Raw genomic sequence first — 21,115 nt, 5'->3', positions numbered from 1 at the left:
CGCTTGGCGAGCCCAGCAATCCGGGCGCCAGGGCTGACGGAAGAGATCTGGGACCCGCGCGAGCCGGATCAGGAGTTGATGCGTGTCGACAAGCCGTCGATGATGAGATCGATCTTGCGGTCGAGCCAGCCGCGATCGGTCCATGACTGTTCCGCGTGGAAGGGGCGCGGCAGACTGCTGAACATAGGCTCCGGTGCGGCGTCGTCTACTGGTCGACGGCGCATCGCGACGATTCCGAGGTGGGTTGCGATCGTGGTGTCCGCCACCATGTCGACCATCAGCGCAGCATCGTGTTCGCCGACCCCGGCCTCCACCAGCGCCTGGTACGCGGCACCGATCGTCGTCGCGAAGCACTCGGCTGCCCAAGGAAGCATCTGCAATACCCGGTCGAGTCCGGGATTGGTCTCTAACAGCACCCACAAACACTCGGCTTGGGCCCGCACGGTACGACGCCAGTCTGCGGGATCCGCGATGAAATCGATCCGGGATGCGAGTTCTTCCAGACAAGCCCGCAGCAGATCGTCGCGGGAGGTGATCGTGCGGTAGAGGGCTGATGTCGCTACCCCGAGCCGAGAAGCGACGCAGGCCAGCGTGAAATCCGCGATGCCCAACTCCAGCGCAGTCTCCACCACCTGGTGGCGGCTAAATCCCGGTTTGGGACCGGTGGGGCGGCCCGGACGTGTCATGGGATCACGATAGCCCGGTTGGGCAGGGATGTTGTTGCTTAGCAGTGAGTGTGTATAAGGTTGCCCTCAGCTATTAATGAATGATGTTCTCTATTCGATGCAGGAGGAGCGTCATGACACAACCAGTGGCATCCGGGTCAGATCAGGTGGAGCAGGCAGACAACCGCGACAAACGGCGATCTGTCGAGGGGCAAAAGGCGCTGAAACGGCTGGGTGCCCCGGTGCGTGGCCGAGTTCTGTTCGCGCAGTTCTTGGTGGTCATTTCGGGGCTGCTGGCGGTGGCTCCCTACGTGGCTCTGGTTGAACTCGGGGAGATCCTGCTGGCGGCGCACGATTCGGGGAGTACCCCAGATGCCGGACAGGTACGCAGCATCATCCTGGTCATGGTCAGTGCATACTCCGGACGGCTTCTGCTGTACTTCATCGCTTTGTCTGTCACGCATTTCGCCGATCTAGCGTTGCGTGATCATTTGCGACGCGGCATCGTCGACCGGGTCAGGCACACGCCGCTCGCATGGTTTTCCGAGATCACATCGGGGCGGGTTCGCAATGCGCTCCAAGACGACACCACCGCTGTGCACGTAGTGATCGCCCATGGCCCCGTAGATCAACTGAATGCCATCATCTCCCCGCTCGCACTATTTGGTTGCGCCCTGTGGATCGACTGGCGACTGGCGTTGCTGGCCGTCGCCACCGTCCCTCTGCACGTGCTCACCTATGCGATCTCCATGCGGGGCATGAATGAGAAAACCGTTGAGATGGATCGCAAACTCGCCGATGTCTCCTCCACCATGGTGGAATTCGTGGCAGGCATCTCGGTGGTGAAGGCCTTCGGCAGGGTAGGGCGTGCTCATCGTGCATACCTTGATGCCGCGGAGGGGTTCTCGCGGTTCTACTGGGGTTGGGCGATGCCGCTGGTGAATATCGCCTGTGCGGCATTCGCATGGGTGTCAGTCCCGGTGATCCTGTTGATCAATCTCGGGGTGGGGTCGTTGATGATCCACTCGGGCGCAGTCACCCTGCCGCAGGTACTGGCCACGACCTTGGTAGCGCTGGTCCTGCCCACGACGTTGATGACCATCGTGTCGGTCTCCTGGTCCTACCAGGTGGCCGGGGCCGCTGCCCTGAGGCTGTGTGATGTTCTTGACGCTCCCATCCTGCCCGCACCCCGGGAGACCAGTCATCCACGGGGAGCACTGGTGGAGATCGACCATGTCTGCTTCTCCTACGGCAAAACTCTCGCCGTCGACGATGTCACGCTGAGCCTGCATCCCGGAACCGTCACCGCTCTGCTGGGTCCCTCAGGGTCCGGGAAATCCACCGTGGCCACCCTGATCGCCAGATTCGCGGATCCCGATACAGGAGCGGTACGCATCGGTGGGATTGATCTTCGTGAGATGGACGAGCAGACCCTGTACTCGACGGTCTCCTTCGTGTTGCAGGACGCTCAATTGCTCAGCGCCACGGTGCGGGAGAACATCGCCCTTGGCCGCCCGGATGCCAGCGAGGAGCAGATCCGGGAAGCCGCCCGGTCGGCTTGCATTGATGAGGAGATCATGGCCTTGCCACACGGCTATGACACGGTCATCGGTACGCAGACCTCCTTGTCAGGAGGGCAAGAGCAACGCATTGCCATTGCGCGTGCGATTCTGCTAGACACCCCGGTGCTCATCCTGGACGAGGCGACGGCCATGGCCGATCCCGAATCGGAGGCCGAGATTCAGAAGGCTCTAAGCAGCCTGGTCCGAGGACGCACGGTGCTGGTCATTGCTCATCGGCCGACGGCGGTACGTGGCGTCGACCAGATCGTTGTCATGGAACGGGGTCGGCTGGCGGCGGTCGGCACCCATCAGGAATTGCTGACCGAGCCGCACTACCGGGCGCTGCTGCGGCAGTCGGGACAATTGGCTGGAGAGGATGCGGAGCCGGTGACCGTTCCCCGGGCGGTTCCCGAAGAACCCGGGGAGCAAGACGATGGCCAGCTCTTGGAGGAACAACCCAGACCGGATTCGCCGGTGGGCATCCGCACGGTCGCTCGGTCCATGTTGGCCCATTACCATCGCCTGATGAGCGATGACTCCTGGCGTAGGCTCTTCAGGGGACTGTGTCTCGGGGCGCTCAACGGCGCCGTGTCGGGGATCGCGTTGCTGGTGCTGCTGCCCATTTCGGTTTGCTTGGCTCTCGGCGGCACCTGCTGGGGGCTTGATCTTGGCGGCTGGCTTCTGGTGCTGGGCGTCGCTGCAGTTGCCGCGACCGTATCGGATTTCGTTGGCAAGCGTCAGAGCATGACCGGAGCCCTTGGTTTCATGCGCGATGTTCATCATGCCATCGGGAACAAGGTCGCCAGGTTGCCGCTGCGTTGGTTCACCTCACAGACCGCAGGTGTCATGTCCCGCGCGGTCAGTCAGGAAATGGTGTCACTGGGGGAGTCGGCTGCCCATTTCCTATACCGGATTGCCTCGAACACCGCGGGTTGCGTGGTCATCGGCCTCGGATCCTGGTTCTGGGACTGGCGCCTGGGGCTGCTGCTGGTCTTGGGTGCACCGGTCATGGTGGTGCTCCTAGGGCTTGCCAAGCGCTTGGTGGACCACGGCAAGGCACTCGCCGAACCGACAGAACGCGAGATTGCCACCCGCATTGTTGAATTCGCGCGCTGCCAAGGTGCGCTGCGTGCCTGCCATGCGGCAGGCAGCTTCGGGCGACTGCGAGATGCCTTCGCTGAGGCTCGCCGGATTTCCTGGCGCGCTCTGTGGTGGGAAAGTGCCGGGAACCTGATTTCCGGGGCTCTCACCCAGATGATCATCGTCGCAATGATCATGCTGACCGCGTCCTTGGCCGTCTCTGGGGCGATGGATGCTCTTCCGACGATTGCGACGATCGGCATGTGTCTACGTTTCACGACGATGCTAGAGGACATCGGATCCAGTTCTTTCGGGCTGGAGGAACGTCGTCAGATGATGAACCACCTTGATGATGTGATGGACGCCGAGATCATGGACGAGCCGACGAACCGGGCGGAACTCACCGAACCGGGAGCTGTTGAGTTGGTCGGCGTCGACTTCGGGTACCGGGCCGGTGAACCTGTATTGGACAAGGTAAGTATCCAGGTACCTGCCAAGTCGATGTGTGCCGTTGTCGGGCCCTCGGGTAGTGGTAAGACGACGCTGGCCCGGCTGGTCGCACGTTTCTGGGATGTGGATTCCGGTGTTGTACGGGTCGGCGGGGCCGATGTGCGGGAGATGCCGACTGCTCAACTGATGGAACAACTGTCCATGGTCTTCCAGGACGTCTACCTATTCGACGACACGCTTGATGCAAACATCAAAGTAGGCGGCCCTACGGCCTCGGATGCCCGGGTGCGGTGGGCCGCAGACCTGGCCGGGGTGACCGAGATCACCGAGCGGCTCCCTGATGGGTGGCAGGCCCGGGTCGGTGAGGGCGGACGTGCGCTCTCCGGTGGTGAGCGACAGCGGGTCTCCATCGCCAGGGCCTTGTTGAAGCGTGCCCCGATCGTGTTGCTCGATGAAGCCACCAGCGCTCTGGATGCGGAGAATGAGGCTCACATCATCGCGGCGATGGAGCAGCTCAGGCGCACCTCGACGCTCATCGTGATCGCTCACAAACTGGAGACGATTGCAGCCGCCGATCAAGTGGTGGTGCTCTCCGGTGATGGCCACGTCGCGCAGCAGGGACGCCACGAAGACCTCGTCGGGGTTGACGGACCCTACCGTGACTTCTGGGAACAACGAACTCGAGCGGCAGGTTGGGTCTTGGCCTGAACTTACTCCAGGGTCACTCGAAGACGCGGATCACCGGATTCCACTCAGTGACGGTGCGGGTCTCGATGATGTTGTTGACCGACATCGGGTCGGCGTCGAGCAGCGCGATGAGCGCGGCTTGGTCGGCAGCCTCAAAAATCAGCAGGGCGCGATCACGGTCGGTGCCGACATAAGGACCGGATGCCTTCAGCGAGCCGGAGTCTTTGAGGGTGGCCAGGTAGGCGCGGTGCTCGGGGCGGATGGCGGCCACATCGGCATCGGCGCGGTAGAGGTATTCAACGGCGAAGTACGTCATGGGGTGAGCCTAGTAGTGTGGCGTGGCGGGTTGCGTGAGGGATGGGGTTGATGGCCACAACGGCATCCAGATTTGGGGTCTATGCCCCTGCCGGGCTATGGTTGATCGTCGGTCACGTGGGTAGATCGTGCCCGTGGGCGTTTTTGCGTGCGCTCGGGGAAGGAGGCTCGCGTGGAGACGGCGTCCGAGGAACATACCTACATCCATCTGGAGTGATTTTGGCGAAGAAAGAAGGAGCTCTCGAGCTTGAGGGAACTGTCGTAGAAGCCCTACCCAACGCGATGTTCCGCGTTGAGTTGGACAATGGGCATAAGGTGCTCGCCACTATCAACGGCAAGATGCGACAGCACTACATCCGGATCCTCCCGCAGGACCGGGTGGTGGTCGAGTTGTCTCCGTACGATCTCACCCGTGGGCGCATCGTCTACCGCCACAAGTAATCAAGGAGAAGCTCGAATGAAGGTTCAGCCGAGCGTCAAGAAGATCTGTGACAACTGCAAGGTGATCCGTCGCCGTGGCGTTGTTCGTGTCATCTGCACGAATCCTCGCCACAAGCAGCGTCAGGGCTGAGACGCGCAGCACACAACTGAACATGACAACGTGAGTGCACACCGGCCCTTCGCGGGTCGGCAAGCCGAGGGATCGGCGCCCACCCCCGGACGAAGGCCGGGGTCTCGAGGTCGGTGAATCCGACTGGCGAATCGAGAACGCCTCACGCCACACACCTTCGCGTGACGAACTGAAAACTCGTCGCGACAACCAAGAAAGGTAACCGCCACATGGCACGCCTCCAAGGTGTTGATCTGCCGCGCGAGAAGCGCCTCGAGGTCGCACTCACCTACATTTTCGGCATCGGCAGGACTCGTGCCGCCGAAACCCTGGCAGCCACTGGGATCAGTGGGGACATCCGCGTCAAGGAACTGACCGACGAGCAGCTCGTCGCGTTGCGTGACCACATCGACGCCAACTACGAGACCGAGGGTGATCTGCGTCGTACCGTCGCAGCCGACATCCGTCGCAAGATTGAGATCGGCACCTACCAGGGCCGTCGTCACCGCAGCGGTTTGCCCGTCCGGGGCCAGCGCACCCGCACCAATGCTCGTACTCGCAAGGGCAAGAAGAAGGCCGTCGCGGGCAAGAAGAAGGCCCGCTGACCTTCGTCAGCTTGAACCCAACTGTCAGGAGACAAAGAACTTATGGCTACTGCAGGCCGCAAGGCTGCCGCAAAGACCAAGGTGCGGCGCAAGGAAAAGAAGAATGTGGTCGCCGGTCAGGCCCACATCAAGTCGACCTTCAACAACACCATCATCACCATCACCGATCCGACCGGCGCCGTGATCTCGTGGGCCTCCTCAGGCACCGTCGGTTTCAAGGGTTCGCGCAAGTCCACCCCGTTCGCCGCCCAGATGGCCGCCGAGGCCGCTGGCCGCCGTGCGATGGAGCACGGACTCAAGCGCATTGACGTGTTCGTCAAGGGTCCCGGCTCCGGCCGCGAGACCGCGATCCGCTCGCTCGGCGCCATTGGCCTCGAGGTCGGCACCATCTCTGATGTCACCCCGATGCCGCACAATGGCTGCCGCCCGCCCAAGCGTCGTCGCGTCTAGTCGCCCGAGTCATCAGAAAGGACTGAAACAATGGCCCGTTACACCGGACCCATCACCAAGAAGTCCCGCCGCTTCGGGACTGACCTTGTCGGTAACGACAAGGCCTTCGAGCATCGGCCCTATCCTCCCGGCCAGCACGGCCGTGGACGCAGCAAGGATTCCGAGTACCTTCAGCAGCTCAAGGAGAAGCAGAAGGCTCGTTACGCATACGGCGTTCTCGAGAAGCAGTTCCGTCGTTACTACGAGGAGGCCGACCGTCTGCCCGGTCGTACCGGTCACACCTTGCTCCAGATCCTCGAGTCGCGTCTTGACAACGTGATCTACCGCGCTGGTTTTGCCTCGACCCGCCGCCAGGCCCGTCAGATGGTCTCCCACGGCCACATCCTGGTCAACGGTCAGCGCGTCACGATCCCGTCGTTTAGGGTGTCCCCGCTGGACATCATTGACGTTGCCCCGAAGTCCATGGATCTCGATCCCTTTGTGATCGCACGCGAGACTTTCGGCGAGCGTAATGTTCCCGGCTGGCTGACTGTCAAGATCAACCGCATGCGCATCCTGGTGCATCAGTTGCCCACCCGTGAGCAGATCGTGATCGACGTCAACGAGCAGGCGATCGTCGAGCTCTACTCGAAGTAATCCCATTTCACTGCGTCGTCATATGGCGGGCGGCGCCGAAAGGAAAACCAAATGCTCATCGCACAGCGTCCCTCCCTGACCGAAGAGGTCTTCGGGGAACATCGCTCCCGCTTCGTCATCGAGCCCTTGGAGCCGGGATTCGGCTATACCTTGGGTAACTCGTTGCGTCGCACCCTGTTGTCGTCTATCCCGGGGGCAGCAGTGACCTCGATCAAGATCGAGGGAAACCAACATGAGTTTTCGACCCTCCCCGGTGTGGTCGAGGACGTCACCGAGATCATCCTCAATCTGAAGTCGCTCGTGCTGACCTCGGAGGAGGATGAGCCTGTCGCTATGTATCTGCGCAAATCGGGTGCCGGCGCGGTGGTTGCCGCCGATATCGCGGCTCCCGCCGGTGTGACCATCCTCAACCCCGAGGCGCACATCTGCGAACTCAACGAGAAGGGTTCCATTGAGATGGAACTCATCGTCGAGCGCGGCCGCGGTTACGTGTCTGCTCAGCAGAACAACAACCCGGATGCCGAAATCGGCCGCATCCCGGTTGACTCGATCTACTCGCCAGTGGTGAAGGTTACCTACAAGGTGGAGGCCACTCGCGTTGAGACCCGCACCGACTTCGACCGCCTCATCGTCGATGTCGAGACCAAGCCGGCCATCACTCCGCGTGATGCCATGGCCTCGGCTGGCAAGACCTTGGTCGAGCTGTTCGGACTGGCTCGTGAGCTGAACGTCGATGCCGAGGGCATCGAGATGGGTGCAGGCCCTGTCGATGAGCAACTCGCTGCCGACCTGGCACTGCCGGTCGAGGACCTAAACCTCACCGTGCGTTCGTATAACTGCCTGAAGCGTGAGGGTATCCATACGGTGGGCGAGCTCGTCTCCCGTAGCGAGCAGGATCTGCTGGACATCCGCAACTTCGGTTCCAAGTCGATTGACGAGGTCAAGGCCAAGCTTGCTGAGCTTGGCCTGGCCCTCAAAGACAGCGCCCCGGGCTTTGATCCGCTGGCTGCCGCCGACCAGTTCGGTGCAGTCGAGGGCGATGACGACGACCAGTTCATCGAGACCGAGCAGTACTGATTCGGCACCAAACCTGGAGATTTGAGAAATGCCCAAGCCAACCAAGGGTCCCCGCATCGGCGGCAGCCCCTCTCACGAGCGGATCATCATGGCGAACCTGGCTTCCCAGCTGTTCGAGCATGGCCGCATAACCACCACCGAGACTCGTGCCCGCCGCGTCCAGCCGCTGGCCGAGACTCTGATCACTAAAGCCAAGCGTGGCGATCTGCACGCCCGTCGCTTGGTTCGCCGCACCATCACCAACGGTGACGTGCTGCATACCTTGTTCGCCGACATCGCTCCCATGATGGAAGGTCGTGAGGGCGGCTACACCCGTATCACCAAGATCGGCAACCGCAAGGGCGACAATGCTCCGCTGGCTGTCATCGAACTCGTGACCGAACCCGTGGCCAAGAAGGCTGCTGCGGCCAAGGCAACCAAGGATGAGGTCAAGGACACCACCAAGGCCGACAATCCGAAGCCCGGTGCCGAGGATCCCACCACCGCTGAGGACCTGGTCGAGGAAGAGGCCGTCGAGGCCGAGACTACGACCGGGGATACCGCCAAGGCCTGATCGGATGATCGAAGAGCGACCCTGCCTTCACGCAATGTGCCTTTTCAGCCCATGTCTGGGTGCTCAAAGGTCACGTTGCGCGAAGAAGGGGGCGGTTTGGCTGATGAGAGGGCAAACAGCGCACGAGTCTTGTTCCCTGAGTGCGCACTTTTGGAAAAGCCTGCGCTCAAAAAAGGAAATCCTTCCATGAGTCGATCTCTTGGGCAATTTGGGCGGCACCGCATTGGAAGCTGCGTTCCAGGGTTGCAACGTCGCGTTCTGCTTGGGTAACCAGTTCGCCGGTGGGGAAAAAGACTTTGGCCTGGCCTTGCGCCTCAAGATCCAGCAGCTCGGTGCGGGTTGAGTTGTAGTTGGCGGCTCGGGCGGCATTCCCGTCGGCGATGGCTGGATACTTGCGGAAGGCCGCGCGCAGAGCCGGGGTCAACTTCGTCGGTTTCTTGACATAGCTGCGTGGTCTAGTGAGCACCACCAGGAATTTCTCGAACCCGGCGGTCTTTGCGGCATCGAGGGCGATCCCGCCGCTGGGCCCCAGCGCTCCGTCAACATAGGCATGGTCACCGATGTGGACGATGGGCATGAGGATCGGAAGGGTCGACGACGACTGTACCCGTACCATGAGGTCCTGCATTGAGGCGACGTCATCTTTGGTCCAGTAGAAGGATCTGCCGGTGTCCGCCTCGAAGGTCCCGAAACTCGCCCGGGCCGGATTGGCCATGAAGGTGTCATAGTCGAAGGGAAGCGCTCTCCCAGGGAGTCCGGCTTCTTGGTAGATGTAGTGGGCGTTGAACATCCCGCGACGTCGCAGAAAATGCTGCCAGCCCCCGAACCGGGGATCTGCGGCGAAGTCAACGAAGCACCGATGGGCTCGGCCCGCATCACGGGAGACGTAGTTGGCGGTGTTCGAGGAACCTGCCGAGATACCAGCAACCCAGTCGAAGTGGATCTCTTGACGCAGCAACTCCACCACCACAGCCGCGGTGTAGGCGGCGCGCATGCCCCCGCCTTCGAAGATGAGGGCAGTGTCGTGGACATTCGTCGACAAGGCCATGGCGTCATTCTCACTCCGTGACGGGTGGTCTCGTGCGATGCCCACGGCAACCCGGGCAACGAATTCCTTTGGACGGACTCTCGAATCGGCCAGTGGCAGGATGAAACTCATTTACTACGACGATGTCTTGAGAGGAACACCATGAACGACACCCGGATCGGATTCGTCGGCGCCACCGGCATGATGGGCCATGGGATAGCCAAGAACCTGCTGCTCAAGGGATTCCCGCTGAGCTACACGATGCGCACTCGCGCTCCCGAGGGCCTCGACGAGCTGGGTGCCACCAGGGCCGCTGACCATGCTGAATTGGGCTTCACCAGCGACATCGTCATCATCTGCGTGACTGCCGCCGCCGACGTCGCTTCGGTGGTGGATGGCTTGCTCACCAACCCCAAGCAGGGCCTGATCATTCTTGATGCCTCCACATCCGAGCCATCAACAACCCTGCGCCTCGCCGGGATGGCTGCTGAAAAGGGCGTGCGCTTTGCCGATATCCCGCTCGCCAAGACCCCTGTCGAGGCCGAGCTGGGCACCCTCAACGTGATGGTCGGTGCCGACGACGAGTTGTTTGCTGAGATCAAGCCGGTGCTCAAGGCATTCGCCGAGGGCATCTTCCGGGTCGGGGGGCTGGGCGCTGGTCATACAATCAAGCTGGTCAACAACACAGTCTTCCAGTCGGCCCTCACCATGCTCGCCGAGGGCTTGGCGGTCTGCGCTAAGGCCGGCGTCGACCCGGCCAAACTCATTGAGGTGATGTCCGCTGGTGGGTTCGCCACCGGAGGGCCGCTGAAGATTATGGGTGCCGCTCTCGGAGGCGACTTCACCGGGCTGCAGTTCCAACTCGACAATGCTCGCAAGGATGTGCGCTACTACACTCGGATGGCTGGTGAACTCGGGGTTCCTGCGGTCGTCGGTGAGGGTGTTCACGAGGCCCTGGTGGTGGCGTCGGCGTTGAGCTTCGGTGAGGAGTTCAACCCCGCGCTGATCAAAGCGGCAGCCAAGCTGAATGGAATCGAGATGGTCTCCGGGAACTGACATCTTGTGACGAATTGTGGACGACGGGTGGATGCTTCGTTCCGAATACCTACCCGCCGTCTTGTTCCCCCAAGCCCGTTGTTATGCTGGAACAGCTGATAGCCGAATCATCCAATGCCCGGCTTTGTGGCTCCGGGTGGATGATCCGGCGAGCATTTGTCCGCGGCTATGGAGGGTCGCGGGTGACCATGAGGGACCGAACTGGCCCCCACCCCGAACACTGGGAGGAGTGAACCGATGACGACACCTACTCCACCAGCAGGATCGTCAGCGGAAGACCTCGTTCTCGCCGGTGATTTCGGCATTCCGACCTACGACCAGTGGGCAGCCGAAGTCGCCAAGGTGCTGAACAAGGGACGTCCGGAGAACAAGCTGCTGAGTGCCGATCAGGCCATTGACCGGCTTCGCGTGCACACGGTTGACGGCTTGACCATCGAGCCAATCTATACCGAGGCTGACGCAATCGGAGAGTTGGGTGCTCCCGGCACGGTCCCGTTCACCCGCGGCACCACGGTGCGCAGTGGTGAGATGGACGCTTGGGATGTGCGCGCCCTGCACGAGGATCCCGATGCTGCGCGCACCCGCGAGGCGATCGCCACCGATCTGGAGCGCGGTGCTACCAGCATTTGGCTGCGTGTCGACCCCGATGCCGTGGACGCTGCCGATCTGGGCACCGTTCTTGCGGACGTCCTGCTGGAGCTGGCCAAGGTGGAGGTGTCGAGCCGCACCGATCAGGCCGCGGCTGCGAATGCCTTGCTGGCCTACTATGGCGCTTCCGACAAGCCGAAGAATCACCTGTCGCTGAACTTGGGTATTGATCCGATCGGCGTCGCGGCGCTCAATGGCACTGCCGCTGACTTATCCGATCTGGCCCACTGGGTCTCTGATCTGGAGGGCTTCAAGGATTCCCAGGCCTTCGTCGTGGACGGCACCATCTACCACAATGCCGGTGCCGGCGACGTGCACGAGGTCGCTTGGGTGATCGCCACCGCCGTCGAATACGTGCGTGCCCTGGTCGCCCAGGGTATCTCGGTCGACGACGCCTTCGACGCGATTTCCTTCCGGGTCTCGGCCACCACCGACCAAGTCGCCACGATCGCCCGCCTGCGTGCCCTGCGCACCGTGTGGGCCCGTGTCGGCGAAGTCTTCGGTGTCACCGAGGCTAAGCGCGGTGCTCGTCAGCACGCTGTCACGTCGTGGCGTGAGATCACCCGCGACGATGCCTATGTCAACATCTTGCGAGCCACGATCGAGACCTTCTCTGCCGCCATCGGTGGCGCGGAGGCGATCACTGTGCTGCCCTTCGACACTGCATGGGGCCTCCCGGCAGCGTTCTCCCGTCGCGTTGCTCGCAACACTCAAGTCGTTCTCGCCGAAGAGTCCAATATCGGCCGAGTCAACGACCCAGCTGGCGGTGGTTGGTATTTCGAGTCGCTGACTAACCAGATCGCTCAGGCGGCATGGACCCAGTTCCAAGCCGTCGAAGCCGCTGGTGGCATGGCCGCCTATCTCGCTTCCGGCGAGATCTCCAAGACACTCGAGGATCTCAACGCCAAGCGTGCCAAGTTGCTCGCTACCCGCAAGCAGCCGATCACCGGTGTCTCGGAATTCCCGAACCCGACCGAGGCGGCAGTCACCACCGCGCTCGCCCGCCCGGCGGCCCCCGAATATGGGGGTCTGGTTTGGCGCCGCGATTCCGAGGTCTTCGAGCAACTGCGCGATGCCACCAAGGATTCCGGCGCGAAGGTCTTCTTGGCCTGCTTGGGAACCCGCCGCGATTTCGGAGGTCGTGAAGGGTTCGCCTCGAACTACTTCCACATCGCAGGCTTGGAGACCCCGAGCGTGGAAGGCGGAACCACTGAGGAGATCGTCGCAGCATGGAAGGCGTCCGGTACTCCGGTCGTCGCCCTGTGCTCGTCTGCGAAGGTGTACGCGGTTCAGGGCTTCGAGGTGGCTAAGGCCCTCAAGGAAGCCGGAGCTGCGAAGGTCATCCTCGCCGGCAACATCAAGGAACTGGGAGACGTCTCCACCGACGGCGTCATCGACGGAACCATCGCCTTGGGCATGGATGTCGTCGCTGGCCTGTCCGACGTCCTGAACACCCTGGGGGTGAACAAGTGAACGACCTGCCACGTTTCGACACCATCGAACTGGGCACCCCCGCCATCGCGGCGGACGCCCAGGCCACCTTTGACAAGCTGCTCAGCGAGTCGAATCCCGTTGAGTGGACCACCCCGGAGCAGATTCCGGTGGCCCACCTCTACGGGGCCGATGTCTACGAAGGGCTCGACCACCTGAGCACCATGCCCGGCCTCGCGCCATACATGCGTGGTCCGTACTCGACCATGTACACCTCGCGTCCGTGGACCATCCGCCAGTATGCCGGATTCTCCACCGCCGCCGAGTCGAATGCCTTCTACCGTCGCAACCTCGCGGCCGGTCAGAAGGGCCTGTCCATCGCCTTCGACCTCGCTACCCACCGTGGTTATGATTCCGATCACCCGCGCGTGGCCGGTGACGTCGGCATGGCCGGTGTGGCCGTCGATTCGATCCTCGACATGCGTCAGTTGTTTGACGGCATCCCGCTCGACCAGATGTCGGTGTCAATGACCATGAATGGTGCGGTGCTGCCCATCCTGGCCTTGTACGTGGTGGCCGCCGAGGAACAAGGCGTCAAGCCCGAACAACTCGCCGGTACGATCCAGAACGACATTCTCAAGGAGTTCATGGTTCGTAACACCTACATCTACCCGCCCTCACCTTCTATGCGGATCATCTCGGAGATCTTCGCGTTCACTTCGGCCAACATGCCGAAGTTCAACTCGATCTCGATCTCCGGGTACCACATGCAGGAGGCCGGTGCCACCGCCGACATTGAGATGGCTTACACCCTGGCCGATGGTGTCGAGTACATCCGCGCCGGTGAATCGGTGGGCCTGAAGGTCGACCAGTTCGCGCCGCGGCTGTCCTTCTTCTGGGCAATTGGCACCAACTTCTTCATGGAGATCGCCAAGATGCGTGCAGCGCGCATCCTGTGGGCCCGCCTGGTCCGTCAGTTCGACCCGAAGAATCCCAAGTCGATGTCGCTGCGTACCCACTCGCAGACCTCCGGTTGGTCACTAACCGCCCAGGACGTCTACAACAATGTGGTGCGCACTTGCGTCGAGGCGATGGGGGCGACCCAGGGCCACACCCAGTCGCTGCACACCAATGCCCTCGACGAGGCCATCGCGCTGCCGACCGACTTCTCGGCTCGTATTGCCCGTAACACCCAGCTGTTCTTGCAGCAGGAGTCGGGCACCTGCCGTTCGGTTGATCTGTGGGCCGGTTCGGCATACGTGGAGAGCCTGACCCGTGAACTGGCGGAGCGTTCCTGGGCGCTCATCCAGGAGGTCGAGGAAGCCGGTGGCATGACCAAGGCCATTGAGGCGGGCATCCCGAAGATGCGCATCGAGGAGGCGGCTGCTCGCACTCAGGCGCGCATCGATTCGGGTCGTCAGCCGGTGATCGGCGTGAACAAGTACGTGCTTGAGCATGACGATCCCGTCGAGGCCCTGAAGATTGACAATCACGCGGTTCGTGCGGAGCAGATCGCCAAGCTGGAGAAGTTGCGTGCCGAGCGTGACTCCGCCGCGGTGAATGCCGCCTTGGAGAAACTGACCTGGGCCGCCGGGAACCCGGATTCCTCCGATCCCGAGCGCAATCTGCTCAAGTTGGCCATCGACGCAGGCCGGGCCGGTGCCACCGTTGGTGAGATGTCCGATGCACTGGAGAAGGTCTTCGGCCGTTACACCGCCCAGATCCGTACTATTTCCGGTGTCTACTCCAAGGAATCGGGAACCTCGACGAATATGGACGAGACAAAGACCCTCATCGAGAAGTTCGAAGAGATTGAGGGCCGCCGTCCTCGTATTCTCATCGCAAAGATGGGCCAGGACGGTCACGACCGTGGTCAGAAGGTGATCGCAACCGCTTTCGCCGACCTCGGTTTCGACGTCGACGTCGGTCCGCTGTTCCAGACCCCGGAGGAGGCTGCACGTCAGGCCATTGAGGGTGACGTCCACGTCGTGGGTGTCTCGTCGCTGGCTGCCGGTCACCTCACCTTGGTGCCCGCCCTGCGCGCCGAGCTCGATAAGGCCGGCCGTCAGGACATCGGCATCGTCGTGGGTGGTGTGATCCCCGAGCAGGATTTCGAAGAGCTTCGCGAAGACGGTGCCTTGGCCATCTACCCGCCGGGTACCAACATCGTCGAGTCGGCCAAGGATCTGCTCAGCACGCTGATCAAGACCGCTGAGGACAATGCCTAGGCGTTTCGATGTCGCCGAACTGATCGACGGCGTCAGGGGTGGGGACCGGGTCGCTCTGGCCCGGTCCATTACCCTCGTCGAATCACGCAAGCCGGAGCATCGCAAGCTCGCGCGGCAGATGCTGCGCGAGCTTGCGGGGTCTTCGGGGAACTCGATCAGACTGGGTCTCTCCGGTGTGCCGGGCGCCGGGAAATCCACGTTCACCGATGCGCTCGGCTGCCGCCTCATCGACCAGGGACATCGGGTCGCAGTGCTTGCCGTCGACCCCTCTTCATCGGTGTCGGGTGGGTCGGTACTGGGCGACCGCACCCGGATGGGAATACTGTCGCAGTCCGACGACGCCTTTATCCGCCCCTCACCCACCGGGCTGCACCTGGGTGGTGTTGCCCGAGCCACCCGTGAGGCGATGCTGCTGGTGGAGGCCGCAGGCTACGACGTCGTTATCGTCGAGACGGTCGGCGTCGGTCAGTCGGAGGTTGCCGTGGCGGGCATGGTCGACACCTATCTGGTGTTGATGCTGGCCCGTTCGGGCGACCAGCTGCAGGGCATCAAGAAGGGCATCTTGGAACTCGCCCACGTCATTGCGGTTAACAAGGCCGATGGCGAAAATGCGGCCGAGGCCCGGGTGACCGCCCGCGACCTGTCTATCGCGATGAAGCTCGTCAGTTCCCAGGCCAACGAACGCCGGGTTCCAGTGCTCACCTGCTCGGCTTTGGAGAAAAGTGGCCTCGACGAGGTGTGGCAGGCGGTGCTGGACCACCGTGTGCATCTGGAGAAGACCTACGGTCTGGCCAAGTATCGCGGTGCCCAGCAGGTGTCGTGGATGTGGTCACAGACCGAGGCCGCGGTTCTCGATTCGCTGCACGGAACCCGCGAGATGAGGGAACTGGCTCATCGGATGGAAGAAGCCGTCGACTCCGGTGAAACCAGCGCCCTGGACGCTTCCAGCGAGTTGCTGCGGGTCTTTGCGGCCCAGGTTCCGTCCTTGGATTGGGCACAACCCGATTGAGATACCTGCATCGCGGCCCCGGGCAGAAGGTGTTCGGGGCCGTCGCCATGCCTGCTTCTCTCGGGTGCTGGTCGAGGCACGGGGGCTGTCAGCCCAGCAACAGCAGGCTGAGGGCCATCACCGCCATTCCGGCCATCAGACCGTAGGTTGCGGTGTGATGCTGTCCGTACTCCTGGGCAGTGGGCAGCAGCTCGTCGAAGGAGATGAACACCATGATTCCGGCGACCCCGGCGAGTACCACACCCAGGGTGGTGTCAGTGATCCATGGCCTGAGCAGGGCATAACCGATTAGCGCCCCGAGCGGTTCGGCGAGTCCTGACGCCCAGGCTGCCAGGGCTGCCTTGGTGCGTGATCCGGTGGCTTCATGGATGGGAACGGCGACGGCGATGCCTTCAGGAATGTTGTGGATCCCGATCGCGACGGCGATGGGGATGCCCAGACCGGGATCGTCGAGGGCAGACATGAAGGTGGCGAAACCCTCGGGAAAATTGTGCAACCCGACGGCGGCCGCGGTGATCAGCCCGGTTCTGACTAGGGCATCTTTGCGTGGGGTGGTGTGGGCTGCGAGATTCGGTTCGTGCGGGTTGATTCGGTCGGGCACCAGCCGGTCGATGACCGCGATGAGGGCGATTCCTGCGAAGAAGGAGCCCACCGCCCACCAGGCGCCGAGGCGGCCCGATGCCGTGGCGGTCAGGTTTTCAGTGGCCTGGGGCAGTAATTCGACCATCGAGACGTAGATCATCACCCCAGCAGAGAAACCGAGGGAACCAGGTAGGAAGGACCGCCCACCGGGGCTTCGGATGATCGAGGCCATCCCGCCCAACCCACTGGCCAACCCTGCGAGCAGGGTCAGCGCAGCGGCGAAAAGCATCTCAGCGCAGCCCGTGATAGGTGTTGAATCTCTCGGCGCCCTGGTAGGCGTCAACCAAGCCCCAGACGAAGAAGGCGATGATGCCGATGATCGGGACGATCAGGAATGAGGTGAAGATGCAGGCGAAGAAACCGACGAGGATTCCGATGCCTTTGCTTGTCTCGCCGTTGATTATCGACCCGAGTCCGGGGATGAAGAAGGAGGCAACCAAGGACAACCACGGTTCCTTGCGGGAGACCTGAGGACGACCGTAAACCGGGTTGTAGGGGGCCATCGCTTGGCGCGGCGAGGGAGTCATCGGCTGGGCGTAGGACGGCACTCCGGAGGTGTTCGGCTCCGGCGGCTGGGCGTATTGCCACTGCGAACCGGACTGAATTCCCCCGAAGGTGGCCTGATCATCCCACGGTTGCGGGCTTGCCTGGGCTCCTTGCAACCAGGCATCCTGACCGAGGTTTGGTGAATCCGATGAATAGGAGTCGGATTGTCCGTATGGGTTGGTGGTCATTACTGCTCTCCGGTTACTTGTTCAGTGTTGGTCGAATGTGGTGTGGTGGGTGCTGACAGCATCCAGTACATCGCCTGGTTCAGCGGTGTGCTGATGCCGTGACGCTCTCCCAAACGGATAACTCTTCCTGCGAAGGATTCCACCTCAGTGGGACGCCCGGCGTCGGTGTCCTGACACATCGACGTCCGGCCATCAGGTGCCATCGTAGCGAGCACCTTCAACCAGCGATCCACATCGCTTTGGTCGAGATGGACGCCCTCGGGACCGGCCACAGCGATAACCTCGTCGATGAGCCCCAGCATGAGACTACGCGCGCCGGTCTTGGCCTGGAACGCCCCATAATCGGCACGCATCGCGGCAGACGCCTGGTTGATTCCGACGTTCACCATGAATTTCCACCAGATCTGGTGCATCATGTCATCGCGGATCTCGTGGGCTAGTCCTGCGGCGCTGAGCCAAGAGGCCAGGGTGGTCAAACGCGGGGTGATGGTGCCATCGGGGGTGCCGATCAACAATTTCCCGGGGTGCGCCCAGCGGATGGATGAGCCCTCGCGTACGGCATCCATTCCTGCGGCGACGCACAACAGCACCTGGCCCGGGTCAAATTGGCTGGCCAGTTCGTGCTCGGAATCCAGACCGTTCATCACCGAGATGACCGTCGTGTGCGCCCCGACCACCCGGCTGGCCTCGGTCATGGCCGAGGCCAGGTGGCGATCCTTGACGGCGACGATAGCCAAATCGACGGGAGCGGATTCATCGGTGGGGGAGAGTACCGGGAGCATCAACTGTTCCCCATTGACGACCAGCCCTTGGCGGAGTCGTTCGGCGCGTTGCTCGTCGGCGGCAAGTACGACGCCATGCCCGGTGCTAGCGAAGTGCCATGCGTACATCGCGCCCATGGCTCCAGCCCCGATGATGGCGACGGTGGGTTTCATGGGTGAATCCTAGCCCTCGGAAGCCTTAGGTTTGGCGGGCCGTCCCCGTTTGGGTGGAGGGGTGATCTTGTCGGGCAATCGACCGGCCCGTCTCAGTTCCTCACGCAGCAGCATCTCAATCTGGGCATTCACCGAGCGCAGGTCGTCCCGGGCCCAGCGGGCTACGGCATCGTGAACCGCTGGGTCGAGACGGAGCAAGACCTGCTTACGTTCGGCCATCTCAACTGTAGAGGCTGCCGGTGTTCACCACGGGGGTTGCCCGAGAATCAGAGCACAGCACGACCAGCAGGTTGGAGATCATTGCTGCCTTGCGTTCCTCGTCGAGGGTAACGATGTCGTTTTCCAGTTGGGCCAGGGCTGAGCGCACCATCGACACCGCTCCTTCGACGATTTGCTCGCGAGCCGCGATGACGGCTGAGGCCTGCTGGCGTTGCAACATCGCTTGAGCGATCTCGGGGGCGTAGGCGAGTGAAGAGATGCGGGCCTCAATGACCTCCAGACCTGCGATGGCGATGCGGTCGGCCACCTCGTGGGCGAGTTCCCTGGCTACCAGTTCGGTGGAGCCACGCAACGATTCCTCGCCGGGGGCCGGGTTGTCGTAGGGGTGGGCGGTGGCGACGTGCCGCAGCGCTGCCTCTGATTGGACGGCGACAAATTCGGAGAAGTCCTCGACGGCGAACACCGACTTGGCGGTATCGGCCACCTGCCACACGATGATGGCCGCGATGTTGACCGGGTTACCGTCGGCATCGTTGACCTTGAGCTCGTTGGTCTCGAAATTGTGCACCTTGACCGAGACCTTCTTGCGACCGGCGAAGGGGATGATCATGTGCAGACCGGCCTTGCGGACGGTGCCGATGTAGGACCCAAAGAAGGACAAAACCATGGTGTCACCGGGGGAGACGATGGCGAAGGCTGATGACCAGAGCAGACCAAGGATGAATGCCACGGTGCCGCCGAAGATCATCCCCCCGCCGCCGGCGTTGTTGCTTGCGTGACTTATGCCAACGGTAGCCAAGGCAATGCCGCCGAAGATCAGCACCAGACACAGAAGCAGCCCCAGCCCGCCGTTGATTGCCCAGGCGGGCTTCTCCTTGATGTCGACGCGGGTCCCGTCGAGTCCGACGGGGTGCCCGGCTGGGTCGCCGCCGACCGATTCGGCGATGTCGTGCTCGGTTGCCATGGTGGCTCCTTTCAATGAATGATATTAAAGTGATATCAGATTATTGCTTCCTGTTCAATCCCGGCTTCCTAAGTGGAGGTGACATGCCGAAGCTGGCGGATCTGGCGGGCTCTGGGGCATAAGTGCCCGTCGCCAGTCACCGCATCTTTGGGACCGGGCTTCGGCGGAGCGGGCACAATGGAAGGGTGAACAATCCCGCTGTGCCGCTTTGTGTTCCAGCCGTGACGATCCCGCCGCCTTCGCGAGTTGCCGTGGTGGTCAATCCATTCGCCCGCCGTGCCCACGAGGCGCTGGCCTCGGTCGGCGCCAAGTGCCGAGACTTGGGCATCGGGGCTCCGGTGACGTTATTTACCACCGAATCTGAGCCAGGCGCCCCACAGGCCCGGGCAGCCTTAGACCAAGGAGCCGATCTGGTGGTGGTCGTCGGTGGTGACGGCACGGTGCGCGAGGTGGCAAAGGAACTGATGGGCACCGATGTCGCGTTGGGAATCCTGTCGCGCGGTTCCGGCAATGTGCTGGCCCACAATCTGCGCTTGACCCAGCTGGATCTGACTCGCCAGGTTGATGTGGCGCTGACCGGGGTGGTGGCGATGATCGATGTCGGACGGGTGGAGTTGACCATCGCCGATGGGACGGTTCGTGAGGAGATCTTCACCACGATGGTGGGTATCGGCCGGGATGCAGAGGCCATCGAGGCGACCCGCTACGAAACCAAGCGTTTTATCGGCTGGGTGGCCTATGCCGCCCAGGGGGCGAAGGCCGCGCTGAGCCCGGCCCTCGACATGAAGGTCGGACTCGACGGCGCCCCGGAGGTTCCGGTGACCACCTGGACGGTGCTCATCGGGCTCACCCCATCTACCCCTGGCGGGCTCACTGTCTACCCGGACGCCCAGTTGGATGACGGCTTGCTGCACGTGCTGCGAGTGCCGATCACTCATCCCTGGCAGTGGGTCAAAGCAGCTCGCATCGGCCTCATCACCCCGCGGGGCAATACCGATGTGCTCGACTATGACGATGCCCGTGAGGTTGTGGTGTATCCCAAGGAGCCGCAGGCCACCCAACTGGATGGCGACGTCATCGCCGACGTGGTGGAACTGCGGGCCCGGATCGTGCCCGGGCAACTGCAGGTGCGGGTGTACTGATTTTTGACCATCGGTGATTGGTTAGCCTTCTTGCGGCAAACATCGACCTTTTTCTAGATGAACTGTGGGCCAATGCGCTGATCGTGGCATGGATATGTACCACCGCGCCATGGAGGCTTTCTATCAGTGGCTTCAATAGTCTTGGTTCGTCCGATCCGTTGCGTGATCTTCGCCGCATACCCGTCCTGTTTGTTCAGGTTGGGATTGTTGCTTATCGCGGATACGATGTTGGCGATGTCTGCTGCATCAGAGTCGTCGAGGTGGAAGGTAGCCGCCGTGCCGTCGGGAGATTCTCGGCGACGAGAGCATCGTAGGATATGGGGAACAGCGTGAAAGACGCGTCCCATGAGATGAGCCCAGCCGATACCCAGCAGGGTTCCCCTGCTGCACTGGTGAGCTGCGGCCCATCAATATGGAGATAATGATCTTTCTCAAAGCTGTATGCGATGC

21 protein-coding genes are annotated in these 21,115 nt (G+C 62.2%); 13 read left to right on the top strand and 8 right to left on the bottom strand.

Annotated elements, in window-relative coordinates:
* Positions 1 to 68: 68 nt before the first annotated feature.
* Entirely contained in the window at positions 69 to 686 is a 618-nt protein-coding gene (locus HMPREF1531_RS00720; RefSeq protein ID WP_016667971.1) for a TetR/AcrR family transcriptional regulator, read from the bottom strand.
* Between the two features lie 113 nt (positions 687 to 799).
* Here HMPREF1531_RS00720 and HMPREF1531_RS14035 point away from each other — a divergent pair, with 113 nt between their 5' ends.
* Complete coding sequence (locus HMPREF1531_RS14035) at positions 800 to 4,465, top strand: ABC transporter ATP-binding protein (RefSeq protein WP_016667970.1); 3,666 nt, start codon at positions 800 to 802, stop codon at positions 4,463 to 4,465.
* 13 nt (positions 4,466 to 4,478) lie between these two features.
* On the opposite strand, the gene HMPREF1531_RS00705 is transcribed toward HMPREF1531_RS14035, so the two are convergent.
* Positions 4,479 to 4,760 (bottom strand): YciI family protein, encoded by a 282-nt coding sequence (locus HMPREF1531_RS00705; protein ID WP_016667969.1) that lies wholly within the window; start codon positions 4,758 to 4,760, stop codon positions 4,479 to 4,481.
* Positions 4,761 to 4,978: 218 nt separating this feature from the next.
* Between HMPREF1531_RS00705 and infA the strand changes: the two genes are divergently transcribed.
* The 7 genes from infA (at position 4,979) to rplQ (ending at position 8,630) form a co-directional block, all read left to right on the top strand.
* Positions 4,979 to 5,200, top strand: a complete 222-nt coding sequence (infA, locus tag HMPREF1531_RS00700) for a translation initiation factor IF-1 (protein WP_036897891.1) — start codon at positions 4,979 to 4,981, stop codon at positions 5,198 to 5,200.
* A 16-nt stretch (positions 5,201 to 5,216) separates the two neighbouring features.
* Positions 5,217 to 5,330, top strand: coding sequence for a 50S ribosomal protein L36 (gene rpmJ / locus HMPREF1531_RS00695; protein ID WP_016667967.1), 114 nt, complete (start codon positions 5,217 to 5,219; stop codon positions 5,328 to 5,330).
* A 209-nt stretch (positions 5,331 to 5,539) separates the two neighbouring features.
* Positions 5,540 to 5,914, top strand: coding sequence for a 30S ribosomal protein S13 (gene rpsM / locus HMPREF1531_RS00690; protein ID WP_016667966.1), 375 nt, complete (start codon positions 5,540 to 5,542; stop codon positions 5,912 to 5,914).
* 42 nt (positions 5,915 to 5,956) lie between these two features.
* Entirely contained in the window at positions 5,957 to 6,364 is a 408-nt protein-coding gene (gene rpsK, locus HMPREF1531_RS00685) for a 30S ribosomal protein S11 (protein ID WP_016667965.1), read from the top strand.
* Positions 6,365 to 6,394: 30 nt separating this feature from the next.
* Complete coding sequence (rpsD, locus tag HMPREF1531_RS00680; protein WP_016667964.1) at positions 6,395 to 7,000, top strand: 30S ribosomal protein S4; 606 nt, start codon at positions 6,395 to 6,397, stop codon at positions 6,998 to 7,000.
* Positions 7,001 to 7,051: 51 nt separating this feature from the next.
* Complete coding sequence (locus HMPREF1531_RS00675) at positions 7,052 to 8,077, top strand: DNA-directed RNA polymerase subunit alpha (RefSeq protein WP_016667963.1); 1,026 nt, start codon at positions 7,052 to 7,054, stop codon at positions 8,075 to 8,077.
* Positions 8,078 to 8,105: 28 nt separating this feature from the next.
* On the top strand, positions 8,106 to 8,630 hold the full coding sequence (gene rplQ / locus HMPREF1531_RS00670) for a 50S ribosomal protein L17 (protein WP_016667962.1): 525 nt from the start codon (positions 8,106 to 8,108) through the stop codon (positions 8,628 to 8,630).
* A gap of 166 nt (positions 8,631 to 8,796) precedes the next feature.
* On the opposite strand, the gene HMPREF1531_RS00665 is transcribed toward rplQ, so the two are convergent.
* A complete protein-coding gene (locus tag HMPREF1531_RS00665) occupies positions 8,797 to 9,678 on the bottom strand; it encodes a patatin-like phospholipase family protein (RefSeq protein WP_036897888.1) in 882 nt (293 codons plus the stop codon).
* Between the two features lie 141 nt (positions 9,679 to 9,819).
* Between HMPREF1531_RS00665 and HMPREF1531_RS00660 the strand changes: the two genes are divergently transcribed.
* The 4 genes from HMPREF1531_RS00660 to meaB all read left to right on the top strand — a co-directional run bounded on the left by HMPREF1531_RS00660 (position 9,820) and on the right by meaB (position 16,029).
* Entirely contained in the window at positions 9,820 to 10,713 is an 894-nt protein-coding gene (locus HMPREF1531_RS00660; protein WP_016667960.1) for an NAD(P)-dependent oxidoreductase, read from the top strand.
* Between the two features lie 237 nt (positions 10,714 to 10,950).
* Positions 10,951 to 12,834, top strand: a complete 1,884-nt coding sequence (gene mutA, locus HMPREF1531_RS00655) for a methylmalonyl-CoA mutase small subunit (RefSeq protein WP_016667959.1) — start codon at positions 10,951 to 10,953, stop codon at positions 12,832 to 12,834.
* Positions 12,831 to 15,020, top strand: coding sequence for a methylmalonyl-CoA mutase (gene scpA, locus HMPREF1531_RS00650; RefSeq protein ID WP_016667958.1), 2,190 nt, complete (start codon positions 12,831 to 12,833; stop codon positions 15,018 to 15,020). Before mutA ends, scpA begins: the two co-directional genes overlap by 4 nt.
* Complete coding sequence (meaB, locus tag HMPREF1531_RS00645; protein WP_016667957.1) at positions 15,013 to 16,029, top strand: methylmalonyl Co-A mutase-associated GTPase MeaB; 1,017 nt, start codon at positions 15,013 to 15,015, stop codon at positions 16,027 to 16,029. Before scpA ends, meaB begins: the two co-directional genes overlap by 8 nt.
* 88 nt (positions 16,030 to 16,117) lie before the next feature.
* Here the strand turns inward: meaB and zupT are convergent, their stop codons facing one another.
* Genes zupT through HMPREF1531_RS00620 form a run of 5 tightly spaced genes read right to left on the bottom strand, consistent with a single transcriptional unit; the run spans position 16,118 to position 19,523 of the window.
* Positions 16,118 to 16,900: a zinc transporter ZupT gene (gene zupT / locus HMPREF1531_RS00640; RefSeq protein ID WP_016667956.1), complete on the bottom strand. Its 783-nt coding sequence runs from the start codon at positions 16,898 to 16,900 to the stop codon at positions 16,118 to 16,120.
* 1 nt (position 16,901) lies between these two features.
* Positions 16,902 to 17,405 (bottom strand): hypothetical protein, encoded by a 504-nt coding sequence (locus HMPREF1531_RS12635; RefSeq protein ID WP_016667955.1) that lies wholly within the window; start codon positions 17,403 to 17,405, stop codon positions 16,902 to 16,904.
* Entirely contained in the window at positions 17,405 to 18,340 is a 936-nt protein-coding gene (locus HMPREF1531_RS00630) for a ketopantoate reductase family protein (protein ID WP_016667954.1), read from the bottom strand. The genes HMPREF1531_RS12635 and HMPREF1531_RS00630 overlap by 1 nt, the downstream gene beginning before the upstream one ends.
* 9 nt (positions 18,341 to 18,349) lie before the next feature.
* Positions 18,350 to 18,559 (bottom strand): hypothetical protein, encoded by a 210-nt coding sequence (locus HMPREF1531_RS00625; protein ID WP_016667953.1) that lies wholly within the window; start codon positions 18,557 to 18,559, stop codon positions 18,350 to 18,352.
* Position 18,560: 1 nt separating this feature from the next.
* On the bottom strand, positions 18,561 to 19,523 hold the full coding sequence (locus tag HMPREF1531_RS00620) for an SPFH domain-containing protein (RefSeq protein ID WP_016667952.1): 963 nt from the start codon (positions 19,521 to 19,523) through the stop codon (positions 18,561 to 18,563).
* A 185-nt stretch (positions 19,524 to 19,708) separates the two neighbouring features.
* Between HMPREF1531_RS00620 and HMPREF1531_RS00615 the strand changes: the two genes are divergently transcribed.
* Complete coding sequence (locus HMPREF1531_RS00615; protein ID WP_198010957.1) at positions 19,709 to 20,665, top strand: diacylglycerol/lipid kinase family protein; 957 nt, start codon at positions 19,709 to 19,711, stop codon at positions 20,663 to 20,665.
* The last annotated feature ends 450 nt before the right edge of the window (positions 20,666 to 21,115 follow it).

This window comes from Propionibacterium sp. oral taxon 192 str. F0372 (assembly GCF_000413315.1).
In the GTDB taxonomy this organism is placed as follows: Bacteria; Actinomycetota; Actinomycetes; order Propionibacteriales; family Propionibacteriaceae; genus Brooklawnia.
Note: the sequence above shows the minus strand (reverse complement) of the source record. Positions and strands in the feature narration are given on the sequence as shown.